12 protein-coding genes and 1 pseudogene are annotated in these 11,647 nt (G+C 60.3%); all 13 read right to left on the bottom strand.

Annotation, left to right across the window (positions count from 1 at the left end):
• Nucleotides 1–348, bottom strand: coding sequence for an Arc family DNA-binding protein (locus ACNQP3_RS21760; RefSeq protein WP_023628770.1), 348 nt, complete (start codon nucleotides 346–348; stop codon nucleotides 1–3).
• 11 nt (nucleotides 349–359) lie between these two features.
• Complete coding sequence (gene yejK, locus ACNQP3_RS21755) at nucleotides 360–1,364, bottom strand: nucleoid-associated protein YejK (protein ID WP_023628769.1); 1,005 nt, start codon at nucleotides 1,362–1,364, stop codon at nucleotides 360–362.
• A 225-nt stretch (nucleotides 1,365–1,589) separates the two neighbouring features.
• On the bottom strand, nucleotides 1,590–2,117 hold the full coding sequence (locus tag ACNQP3_RS21750) for a hypothetical protein (protein WP_028692975.1): 528 nt from the start codon (nucleotides 2,115–2,117) through the stop codon (nucleotides 1,590–1,592).
• Between the two features lie 174 nt (nucleotides 2,118–2,291).
• Nucleotides 2,292–3,638: a replicative DNA helicase gene (gene dnaB, locus ACNQP3_RS21745; RefSeq protein WP_028692976.1), complete on the bottom strand. Its 1,347-nt coding sequence runs from the start codon at nucleotides 3,636–3,638 to the stop codon at nucleotides 2,292–2,294.
• Complete coding sequence (locus tag ACNQP3_RS21740) at nucleotides 3,635–4,333, bottom strand: DUF2786 domain-containing protein (protein ID WP_023628766.1); 699 nt, start codon at nucleotides 4,331–4,333, stop codon at nucleotides 3,635–3,637. The genes dnaB and ACNQP3_RS21740 overlap by 4 nt, the downstream gene beginning before the upstream one ends.
• Entirely contained in the window at nucleotides 4,333–4,578 is a 246-nt protein-coding gene (locus tag ACNQP3_RS21735; protein WP_023628765.1) for a hypothetical protein, read from the bottom strand. Before ACNQP3_RS21735 ends, ACNQP3_RS21740 begins: the two co-directional genes overlap by 1 nt.
• Nucleotides 4,575–5,102, bottom strand: coding sequence for a hypothetical protein (locus ACNQP3_RS21730; RefSeq protein ID WP_023628764.1), 528 nt, complete (start codon nucleotides 5,100–5,102; stop codon nucleotides 4,575–4,577). Before ACNQP3_RS21730 ends, ACNQP3_RS21735 begins: the two co-directional genes overlap by 4 nt.
• Nucleotides 5,099–5,857 (bottom strand): hypothetical protein, encoded by a 759-nt coding sequence (locus tag ACNQP3_RS21725; protein WP_023628763.1) that lies wholly within the window; start codon nucleotides 5,855–5,857, stop codon nucleotides 5,099–5,101. The genes ACNQP3_RS21730 and ACNQP3_RS21725 overlap by 4 nt, the downstream gene beginning before the upstream one ends.
• A gap of 1 nt (nucleotide 5,858) precedes the next feature.
• On the bottom strand, nucleotides 5,859–6,737 hold the full coding sequence (locus tag ACNQP3_RS21720; protein WP_023628762.1) for a ParA family protein: 879 nt from the start codon (nucleotides 6,735–6,737) through the stop codon (nucleotides 5,859–5,861).
• 223 nt (nucleotides 6,738–6,960) lie between these two features.
• Nucleotides 6,961–7,920 (bottom strand): cation diffusion facilitator family transporter, encoded by a 960-nt coding sequence (locus ACNQP3_RS21715; RefSeq protein WP_012273758.1) that lies wholly within the window; start codon nucleotides 7,918–7,920, stop codon nucleotides 6,961–6,963.
• An 82-nt stretch (nucleotides 7,921–8,002) separates the two neighbouring features.
• Entirely contained in the window at nucleotides 8,003–8,758 is a 756-nt protein-coding gene (locus ACNQP3_RS21710) for a methyl-accepting chemotaxis protein (protein WP_375774520.1), read from the bottom strand.
• Nucleotides 8,759–8,860: 102 nt separating this feature from the next.
• A pseudogene (locus tag ACNQP3_RS21705) lies at nucleotides 8,861–9,850 on the bottom strand (HAMP domain-containing protein); the annotation flags it as partial.
• 285 nt (nucleotides 9,851–10,135) lie between these two features.
• Complete coding sequence (locus ACNQP3_RS21700) at nucleotides 10,136–11,488, bottom strand: APC family permease (protein WP_012273756.1); 1,353 nt, start codon at nucleotides 11,486–11,488, stop codon at nucleotides 10,136–10,138.
• Nucleotides 11,489–11,647 lie beyond the last annotated feature (159 nt).

Here is an 11,647-nt window from a genome sequence, read left to right as displayed (position 1 = left end):
TCAAGCTCCTACCGCAGCAACGTGCGGGTGAGCCAGAGGAGAGTGGCGAACCAGGTGCAGCACTTCCTGAATGTCGTCTTGAGTTGGAACAGCATTTTGCAACAGGCGATCGATGATCCGGTATGCGCGGGTCAGCTCGGATCTCAACTCCTCTGCGTTGGCGCCGTCGCCCTGGGCTTTCTGCGCCGGCTCAAATTGACCGTTGAGTAGCGATTGCTCGAGGCGATCGATGATTTCGCTGTTCATGGAACGATGGTTCTTGCGGGCGACTTCTGCCACTTGTTCACGCATGCCATTCGGCAGGCGAACCACGAACTTGTCAGCGGTACGGGAATTGGTTGCGTTCATGGTGGTTCTCCTTACTGGCGGCGTTTGAGTTGGTCGGTGAGCTGAGTGGGCAGGTTCTTGATCGTCAGCGAGCCGGTGTCGGCGTCGTAGGTGACGTTGGAACCGAGCAGGTGCGCCTCAAAGCTGATCGACAGACCTTCGGCGCGGCCGGTGAAACGGCGGAACTGGTTGAGTGTGCGCTTATCGGCCGGGATCTCAGGGGATAGGCCGTAGTCGCTATTGCGGATGTGGTCGTAAAACGCCTGAGGGCGGTCTTCATCGAGAGTCTGGGACAGCTCTTGAAGAGAGAGGGGCTGCCCCAGCTTCGTTTGGGTGGTGGCATAGTCGAGCAGCGCGTGGGTTTTCTCCCGGGCGCTTTCTTCTGGGAGATCCTCTTTCTCGACGTAGTCGGTGAATGCCTTGAGAAGCGTGCGGGTTTCACCTGGCCCGTCGACGCCTTCTTGGCACCCGATGAAGTCGCGGAAGTAGTCCGAACTCTTCCTGCCGTTTTTGCCTTTAACGAAGGAAATGTACTGCTTCGAGTTAGGGTTGTTGCGCCACTCGCTCAGGTTGATCCGGGCCGCGCAGGAGAAGTTGCTGGTGTCCAGGTAGCGAGAGGCTACAACATTAAGATCACCGTCCAGGCTGACGGTTTCGACCTGCTGGAGGACAGCGATCATCAAGTACTCAGTCAAGCCTTGTTGGTAATGGCTGAAGAACACGTGGCCACCGGTGGACAGGTTGACCTCTTCAAGCAGTTTCTGCAGGTGTTCGACAGACACACGGCTGAAGCTGGTGAAGTCTTGCTGCTCCTCCAGGTACTGTTTCAGCCAACCGCTGAATGGGTACGCACCCGACTCCCCATGGAAGAAGCCCCACGCTTTGCCTTGCTTGGCGTTGTAGCTGTCGTTCAGGTCGCCCTGGAGACTCACGATAGCATCGGACGGTGGGAGCTCAGTGTCACGGGCATGAAGGACGGCGGGGCTGCCGTCGGGCTGCTTGTCGAGCTGGTGAATAATTACGTGTCGGATCGGCATTATTGAATCCCCCGCGAGGAGCTGTTTTGGACTTCCGCACGTCGAAGCAACGCCCGGGTGTTGCGCTCGGAACGGTGGTCGCTAGGTGTGCAGGAAGTGAAAATCGGTGCGAAGCCGGACTTGCTGAACTTCAGGTGGCCGCTATTGGACCTGGAGAGAGTCCAGCCCTCGGAGAGGGCAAACTCAGCAAGCCGGCGGACACTGTCGTGGGCGCCGCGAAGAAGGTTACGCATTGGATCCGGCCTCCTTCGGGCAAAGTGCATCACCCGCTTGGATGGCCACGATTTCCGGGGTGCAGCCCGGATATTGGGTGGCCAGGTCGGTGAGGAACTCACGTGCAGTCTCGCGCGATCCAGGAATCCGGAAGACCACGGTGCAGTGATGAGCCTCGTCCACGGAGCTGGTCAGATGGGGGGTTACTGCAACCTTCAGACCGCAGCTCAGGAGGTGCCTTGGTACCCATACTGACCAGAAGTAATTGGTCAGCAGGGCTGGTTGGCCAAGGAGGGTCGCTGCCAGCGTTCCAGCATCATGGCTTTCCAGCTCGACGTACTGCAGCTGTGCAAGCTCTTGCAGAGCCTCATTCAGCTCAACAGGCACCGTGGTTTCACCGAACTGGGTGAGCCGTGAGACAACCTGGCTGAGAGCATCCAGCCAAACCGCGTTTACGCCAGACTGGTGCGCGAATGCCAAGGCCGATTGGTCGGTGTTTGCGATTGCAGGGATCGAAGGGTAGATCTGCTCAGCCTGCATTGGGCACCTCCGAGAGAGGAACGGGGTCATAGCTGCCGCAGACCGGGCATACCAGAACCTCTGCCTCACCTTCAGGGGTATGCTCAGCAGGATGCACCTGCCGTACCTGATGAAGCGCGAAGTGCCGGCCACAGTTAAGGCAGCCATGCGTAATCAGATGGGATTCTGTGAGCGTCATGCGGCAGCTCCTTGCCAATGGTCAGCAGTGAGGTTTGCGAAGCGAGTTTGGTTGGCGATAAAGGCTGCGCGTACATAGCCCGTAGGCCCTTGGCGTTGTTTGCCGATAATCAGCTCGGCAATCCCCTTGAACTCGGTGTTTTCGTTGTACACCTCGTCTCGGTACACGAAGAGGATGATGTCGGCGTCTTGCTCGATCGCTCCGCTGTCGCGCAGATCGGCGTTGACTGGTCGTTTGTTCTGACGTTGCTCCAGAGCCCGGTTGAGCTGAGAAAGAGCTACGAAGGGGCAGTTGAATTCCTTCGCGATTCCCTTGAGGGAACGAGATATCTCGCTGATCTCATTGGCCCGGTTCTCTTGCCCAGGGCAGCGCATGAGTTGCAGGTAATCCGCCATGATCAAGCAGGGCCTCCCAAAGCGCCGGCTAGCGCGTCGAACCTTGGCGCGCATCGCAGCAGGAGTGAGGTTTGCACTGTCATCGATGACCAGACGGTTGCCGTATGCGCTCATGCGATGCACGGCGGCGGAGAGTTTGGGCCAGTCCTCGTCCTGCAACTGACCGGACAGGAGCCTGCTCAGGTCGATGTGGCCCAAAATTGCCAGCATTCGGTAGATGAGGGCCTCGGTAGGCATCTCCATGCTGAAAACCAGCACGATCTCGTCAGGCTTACTGTTCAGCGCGGCATCTACGATGCTCAAGCAGAACGAGGTCTTGCCCATGGATGGGCGCGCGCCGACGATGATCAGGTCTGCTGGCTGCAGGCCGCGCGTCATTTCATCGAGATCGGTGATGCCTGTTGGCACCCCCGTTACGGTCACATGACCGTTGAAATTCGCGTCGATCTTGTCGACGACAGAGAGCAGTGCCTCGTTCATGTTGGCGAATTCACGTACAACGCGACCTTCGCCCAGCGCGAACAGCTTCTGCTCGAGCGTGTCCTGAACCTCCGCCGCGTCAGCAGCAAGTTCAGCTGCATCCCGTGTCCCCTGGAAACACAGGGACATGATGCGACGAAGGTGTGCGCGATTACGCACGATCTCCGCATACGATTGGATATTCGCTACAGACGGGGTGTTCTTGGCCAGCTCTGCCAGGTAGGAAAGTCCTCCAACCTCCTCGGGGACGGCCATCTGCTCGAAAATCGTGACCACGTCGAAAGGGCTGTTTTTCTCTGACAGTTCTTGGATAGCGGTGAAAATCAGCCTGTGTTCGCCCCGAAAGAAGTCATCTGCCTGCAGTAGGTCACCGACGAGATCCCAGGCTTCGTTGTCCAGCATCAGCCCGCCCAGGACGCCCTGTTCCGCCTCCATGGAGTGAGGAGGTGAATAGCTCAGGTCGGTCATCTGGCACCCCCGTGGGAAATGCCAGGCTGTTCGGTGCGGCCAACTCCGTGGTGGAGCTGAGCATGCCGGCCTTGCCGAATACCTGCGTACAGAGAGCTACGATCGTGGCCTTTGGCTTCGCTTGGCGTGATGTCGCTTTGCTTCAAGTCAGGGTGATGCACGGTCAAGTAGGCCGTGATCTCAGCCTTGATCTCCGGAGCCAGGTCACCCGCGAACTCTCGAACTTTGTAGGCCACTGCTCCAATCCAACCCTCCGCAAACAGTTGGCCGCGGCGTCGTTTGGTCTTCAGCTGGCACCGTTTCTGCTGCGAGACATGCTCGCGACGTGCTTTCTGTAACTGCAGGACGAGGCTGCTGTAGGCATAGGCAGCCAGATCCGGACCGATACCCTTGCCCAGGAACTTGAAGCAGTAACCCTTCAATGGGTGGTAGTAAGAGAGGTGGCTGCAGTCGAATGCGGCTGCACATGTTCCGGCGAGGGCATGCAACCAATCCGCTGGGGATCGACGTGTGCCCGTGGGGATACTTGCTTCAAGAACTTGGCTGGCCCGCAGTTCGTCTGCGTCGATGTTGTACTGGGCCATGAGCGAGCGGGCCTGGCGCAATGCGATTGCTGCCTCGTTCGTGTTTGCCCCTGGGCTGTTGGCCAAGGCCATCAGCTTGGTGACTTTGTCGAGGATCTTCTGCTTGTCCATCAGGAGCCCTCCCCAAGTTGGCGAGGTTGTCCACGCATAGCTGATGCGATCAGCACCAGGAGATTCAGCGTCCCGACCGTGCCGAGCGCATAGGCCGAGTAGACCGAACCCTGCAGAGCGATTTCGGCGAGCGGGGCTTTGAAGATCGAACCCAAGCCATAGGCGGTCGCCAGTGCCACAGAGCAGTTCATGAGGTACAGGCAAAGCGTGCCAGCGAACTGGGAAATAGAGGCAGGATTCATCATGCAGCCTCCGCGCGATGAGCCTTCGAAGCCGCTAAGGCCGCTTTGTAACTGGCCTTGGCGTCTTTCTTGGTCTTGCACCACTCGCCCGTAGCACGGCTTGAGCTCATGCGACAGCCGGACTCTATAGAGATCAGGCTGCCCACTTCGCTGTAGCCGAATGACTTACAACGATGCTCAATCGTGGGTTTTTCGATCCCGAGCCATTCGTGAAACTCAAGCCCGCTGTCTGCATCCAGAAACTCGTCATACCGAGTGAGTTTTGGTAGCGGAGGGAGGCTGGTCTCTGCGAAGTGCTGGCCCTGACTCGTAGCGCGATAAACAACTTCATCCTGGGGACAAAAAGCTGGAGGCTTTCCGCACGACATGAGCCCTGCTGCGACGAGCACGTCGAGCTGTCGTGCATCGCTGCAACCTGGGCTTGTGAGAAAGTAATTGCGGCTAACTGTGCGCCGGTGTCTGTTTTCGGCGGACAGACCCAAGGTGTGCCAGAGAAGGTCGAGCTGCTGTTGGCTGACGTTGTTCATGCTTGGCCCTCCTGCTTCGCCCCATCGGGGGAGAGAGCCTCTTTCCACAGGCGCAGGGTCTCGCGTTCGTCTGCTGTCAAGGCAGCCAGGCCAACAGCTTCGGCCACTTTCTCCTGCAGGAGTCGCAGACGTTCCTCAACCGACGAACCATCGTCATAAGCAAGGTGGCTGGTCAGGTCGCTGATCATGAAGTAACGGAGTGTTTGGATATTCCCGACCCGGTGTTGCTCAGGTGAGGCCCCGTAGAGTCGATCAGGCGTCTTCAGATCGCTCCTGACGTAGAGGTTGAATTCAGATGGGTTGTAGGAGGTATGGAACTGTCGTGCACGATTCAGGATGAGTGCAGCCTTGATCGTCTCGAGCCGTTCTTCATGGGTTTCGGTGGGCAAGGGGAATGTACGCGCAACGAGCTGCTTCGCCAGTGCATCACGGGCATCTTGCCGGCGTTTCGTGTCCTTCTCGGTCCGAACAAGTTTTTCCTTGGCATGAGTAACGTTGTTGCCGATGGATTCAACCAGGCGCGATGCGTCGAGCAGAAGCTGCCGTTGAGCATCGGTCAGGTGCTCTCCGAGTTTTCCGAGTAGCCCAGACTCTTTATTCCAGTGATACCCGAACTTGCGCAGATCACCTGCGATGGAGGTGAGCCGGGTTTGGACGCTGCGAAGGTCCTTGGCGGAGTGCGTTCTCCCGAGTTGCAGAACCAGTTCGGTAGTGATGTCGCTGGCATCGGTGATGACGATGGGTCTCTTGGCCATCTCAGCGCCCTTCTTTGACGATTTGGGCTACACGCTCTTCGGTCATTGCCTCGAAGCGGTCCGTCCACTCAGGGAAGGCCTCGATCGCCAAGCTGCGGATGATGTTCAGCGCCGCCGGCGACTTACGGTTCGAAGGTTGACGATATTCAAGCCGATGCGCCGGCACGCCTTGGCTCGCGGCTTTCTTGAAGATGACGGCATCTGGAATGATCGATTGCAGGACGGTGTAGTCTGGGTTCCCGTCGAAGATTTCACGGACGGTGCGGTGGATCTCGCGCGCGTCAGCAGTTTCATCCAGGCCGTTGATGATGATGTTGATGTGGGGAATGGTGAGGCCGAGACGAGCGTAACTGCGCAGGCCATCCATCATATGGATGGTTCCACGGCTGAATTCGCGCGCGGCCAACATGTTCGGGGGGAGGGGGGAGAGGATGATATCAGATGCAAGAACGACCATCTCCAGCATCGCAGAGCGGGCGCCCTGGGTGTCAAAGAGGATGAGATCGTAATCGGCATCGAAAGCCGACATCAGGTTGGCTAGTCGCAGTCTGCCATCAGGCGCCTGCAGTATGAGGTTGTTGAGCTGGTTGTTGGCATCGTTCGAAATGATGACGTCGAGATTCTTGATCGACGTGCGGGAGATGATCTTGGCCGGGTCGGTCTCGTTGTACGACAGCAGCTCGAAAATGCCGCCCGGGGCAGTGTACTCCAGGGGGAAATAGGAGGATGCGGAAGGCTGGACGGGGTCCAGATCGATGAGGAGGGTGCGCAACCCAGCGTCTGCTGTGAATGCCCCCAGATTGGTGGAGCCGGTGGATTTACCGGTGCCGCCTTTGGTTGAAACCTTACCTGCTCGTTTTGCTTTCTTCGGATGTGTCATTGCCATGCCTCTAATGTGGATTTCATTAGAGGCTGCGTGCCTAGGCGCGGAATGGTGCTGAAAACCCCTCCCTAGGTGGAATTATCGGCCTAGATCCCAATTGTCTTTTAACCAATTGGTCGTAGGTTCGAATCCTACACGACCCACCACACGCAATACGTCAAAGCCCGCTACCAGTAATGGTCGCGGGCTTTTTCGTTTTCACAGGCCTTGTTCAGCTGGCTTACTCAGCCCATTCCGGGTCCCCGGTAAACACCACCGTAATCCAACGGTCAGGCCCTTCGCCACCTACCGCATCGCCAATCTCGTTGCGCCACGCATCCCATTCTTCGATGGTCTTCGCAGCCATGCCTTTTGGCACGATGAAATACAGCTCGATTTCCCGCGAGCGCCCGACCTTGGCGACATAGGCGCGGTAAGACTGCAGCCCGTGGCGGGCGACGAAGGCCTTGGCCACTTCATCTACATGCAGCTTGAGGTCGCCGGGGGTGACCAGAAAAATTTCCGATAGCGCCTGGCGCACCACCGACAAGGGCAGCGGTACGATCACCAGGCACACCAGCGCCAGCACCGCCGGGTCGATGTACGGCGACACCCATTCCAGCGAAGTGCCCTGCACCGCGTAGCCAAAGCAGAAGGCGATCAGCAGGGCGGCGGTGATGCTGGCCGACATCACCCAGCCCTTGACGTCCATGCGCACGAAGTCCGATTGCAGCTTGCGGTTGGCGCGCGCCTCGACGACGGCGATGGTCACGCAGGTGATCACCGTCAACACCGCGTAGACCATGGCAATGCCGAACTCCAGGTGACGGCCGCCTTGCAGCAGGCTGCTGACGGCGTTGATCAGTGCGTAGATGGCTACGCCGCTGAGCAGGATGCCGTTGAGTGCCAGCACCATCGGTTCCAGGTGCCAGAAGCCCATGGTGAAGCGCTCGCGCAGCTTGCGCGACATTTGCACGCTGGTGGTGTGCGAGGTGATCAGCTTGACCACCACCAGCGACAGACCACTCATGCTGGCGTCGACCAGCGAGTACACGCCGTCGAACACGATGGAGAACGAGCCGGAGGCCAGGCCGAAAGCGATGCCGATGGTGGCGATGAACAGGGTGACGGCAATCGAGGTGCGTAACAGGCCCTGTTCGCTGGTGATGTCAAAAAAGGTGGATCTGGTTGCGGTTTGCATGAGTTGTGCTCAGTAAAAACGATAGTGCTGTGGCGCCTGTAAGGGCTTGCTGGCGGGCAAACCCGCCAAGAAACCCTACAGGCTAGACGCGAAATTGCTCCATCAGCGCCTGCTGCTGATTGGCAAGCCGGTTCAGCGCCTGGCTGATGCGCGCCGATTCGTCAGCCTGGCCAGCCAGTGATTCTGTCACATCACGGATGCCGGCCACGTTGCGGTTCACTTCCTCGGCCACCGCGCTCTGCTCCTCAGCCGCCGAGGCAATTTGCAAGTTCATGTCGCTGATGACCGCCACCGCCTCGCCAATTCGCTGCAGTGCCGGCAGCGCCTGCTCCATGCGCGCGGCGCTGTCCTGGGCCTGGCGCTGGCCTTCATGCATGGCACCGACGACATCCTGCGTGCCTTGCTGCAGGCCTTCGATGACCTGGCGAATTTCCTCCACCGACACCTGCGTGCGTTGAGCCAGGCCGCGCACCTCGTCGGCGACCACGGCGAAGCCACGCCCGGCTTCGCCGGCACGAGCCGCTTCGATGGCGGCATTCAGTGCCAGCAGGTTGGTCTGCTCGGCAATGGTACGGATCACCTCCAGCACCGAGCCGATCTGCCCGCTGCGGCCTTCCAGCGCACGCGCTTCGTCCATGGCTGTGTTCATGCCGGCGGCCAGTCGATCGATGCCTTGACGCGTGCTGCCGATCAGTTGCAGGCCTTCCTGGCTGGCCTGGTCGGCGGCGCGTGCGGCCTGGGCCGCCTGCGAGGCGTTATGGGCGACATCCAGGGCAGTGGCGCTCATTTCGTTGGCCGCCGTGGCCACCTGTTCGATTTCGCGATGCTGTTGCTGCATGCCGTTGCTGGTCTGGCTGGCGATGGCGGCCGACTGGTCGGCGGTGCCGCGGGCCTCCTGCAGTGAGCCTTTGACTTGGGCGATGACTGGCTGCAGCTTGTCGAGGAAGCGGTTGAACCAGCCGGTGAGCTGGCCCAGTTCGTCCTGGCGGGCGTAGTCCAGGCGACGGGTCAGGTCGCCTTCGCCGCTGGCGATGTCTTCCAGGCGTGCGGCCACGGCCAGGATTGGCCGAGTAACGCCGCGTGCGGTCAGCCACACCAGCAGCAAGCCGACCACGGCTGCGCCCAGGCCGATCAGCAGGCTGGTGAGGTTGGCGCGTTGGTTGTGCGCGTCCAGGCGCTGGTTGAGTGCGGCGGCAGGGGCCTGCAGCACGCTTTCCGGCAGCTCCAGCAACACTTGCCATGGGGCTGCGTCAGGGATTGGTGTGAAAGGCTGGGCCACGCGCAGCAGGCCGTCGGCTACTGTGTTGTCCATGGGCTTGCCGAGCGTCGTGTCGTCGCGGCTGTTACCGGCCAGCAGGCCGGCGGCGCTGGCGATACTCACCTGGCCCTGGCCATCGAACAGCTCGCGGCGGCCGTCCACGCTCAGTTGCTGCAGGTTGGCCAGGCCGATGTCCAGGCCGACTACGCCGACCACCTTGCCGTGCTCCAGCAGCGGCAAGGCGATGCTGGTCATCAGTACTTGGCGGCCGTTGACCTCGTCGAGGTACGGTTCGAGCATGCAGGTTCTGCCGGTGTCCTGCGGGCAGGTCAGCCAGCGGTTTTTCGCTGCGCCGTTGCTGCCGATACTGGCATCGCCAAGCATCGTTTCCGGCATGGCTTCCAGTTCCAGGGTGCCGGGGGTTGGTTGCGACCAGTAAAGCGAAAAGCGTCCGCGCTCATTGCTGCCCATGGCGTCCTGGCCGAGGTACTGGCTGTCTTGCTGGTCCAGGGCATCGGGCTGGAATACCAGGTACAGGCCGATCACATCCGGGTTGCCGGCCAGGCTGGCACGCGCCTGGCGGGTCAGTTCGGCGCGCAGGTCGCTGCCGCCACGGGCCTTCAGTACCTGTACCAGGCGGGCAAAGCCATTGCCGTATTGGTAGGCGTCCATGAAGTAGCGCTGTATTCGCAGGGCCTGGGTTTGCGCATGGGCCTGCAGGCGCAGGCGGGCGCTGCTGTCGAGCATGGCGGTGTTGGCCTGGTTGACCAAGGCAGCGCTGCGTTGCGCCTGGGTCAGCGAGGTGGCCACCAGCAAGGCGACGATGGCCAGCAGACACAGGCCGGCAAGCAAGGTGATCTTCCATTGGATGGAGAGGCGACGCAGCGGCATGAGGGCTTTCCTTTTCGATCAAGTACAACGCCCGCGATCAGGCGCGGGCGTTGTCAGCAGCATGGTTCATTCGGCGATGTAGTTGGGCGGTGCCGCGCGGAAGGCTTTGGTCAGCCAGCCAAGGTAAATCAGGCCAAGCGCGGCCCAGATGCCGCCAAACATCAGTGAGTGCGCATTCAGGTCCAGCCACAGCGAGACGATGATGCAGAAGCCGATGGTGGGCAGCACCAGGTACTTCAGCTGGTTGGCCAGCCCCTTGCGGTTGCCTTCGCGCAGGTAGCAGTGGTTGATCACCGACAGGTTGACGAAGCTGAACGCGACCAGGGCGCCGAAGTTGATGATCGAGGTGGCGGTCACCAGGTCGAAGAAGATCGCCGACAGGGAAATGATCCCCACCACGGCAATGTTCAGCACTGGCGTCTTGTAGCGTGAATGCAGGCGGGCGAAGACGCTGGCCGGGATGACGTTGTCGCGGCCCATCACGTACAGCAGGCGCGACACGCTGGTTTGCGAGGCCAGGCCCGAGGCGATGGTGTTGATCACGGTGCAGGCGATGAAAATCGACTGGAACAGCTTGCCGCCGACGTACAGGGCGATTTCCGGCAGGGCCGCTTCCTGGTCGTGGAAGCGAGCCATGGTCGGGAAGTAGGCCTGGATGAAGTAAGAAACGGTGATGAACACCACGCCGCCGATCAGTGCGGTGAGGAAGATCGCACGGGGGATGGTCTTGGCCGGGTCGCGGGTTTCTTCGGACAGGCAGGTGACCGCGTCAAAGCCCAGGAACGAGAAGCACAGGATGGTCGCACCGGCGGCCAGGGCGCTGAATTGGGTCTGGCTGTCGGCGAACGGCATCAGGCTCCAGGCGGTACCCAGCCCTTCACCGTGGTCCAGGCCGCGTACGCACAGGTAAATGAATACGGCAATGATCGCCACCTGCACGCCCACGAACAGCAGGTTGAAGTGCGCCACCAGGTTGACGCTGCGCATGTTGATCAGGCTGATCAGGGTGACGAAGCCTGCTACCCACATCCACTCCGGCACTTCCGGGAACATCGCCGAAAGGTACAGTTTGGCCAGCAGCGCGTTGACCATCGGCAACAGCAGGTAGTCCAGCAACGACGACCAGCCGACCAGGAAGCCCACGTGCGGGTTGATCGCCTTTTGGGTGTAGGTGTAGGCCGAGCCTGACTGCGGGAAGCGCTTGACCAGGGTACCGTAGCTCACGGCGGTGAACAGGATCCCGGCCAGTGCCAGAATGTAGGCGCTGGGTACGTGGCCGGCAGTAATCCCGCTGACGATGCCGAAGGTGTCGAACACGGTCATCGGGGTCAGGTAGGCCAGGCCGATGATGATCACGTGCCAGAGGCGCAGGGTTTTGCGGAGTTGGCCGTTGCCGGTAGCGCGGTGGTCAGGCTGCATGCTGGCATGGCTCCTGGTGCTGGGCGTAAACGGCGGGCACGGTGTATTGCGCATGCGGCAGGGGCGAGCGGGTGGGCTCCATATTGTTCACCTTTTATGTTGGAGCGGCGGAAGGCGCGGGGGGAGCGCGCAAAGTGGTGAAAATAAAAAACGATGGGT

It is taken from the genome of Pseudomonas sp. LFS074, from assembly GCF_047978165.1.
In the GTDB taxonomy this organism is placed as follows: domain Bacteria; phylum Pseudomonadota; class Gammaproteobacteria; order Pseudomonadales; family Pseudomonadaceae; genus Aquipseudomonas; species Aquipseudomonas putida_P.
This window is presented reverse-complemented; position numbering and strand designations above follow the sequence as displayed.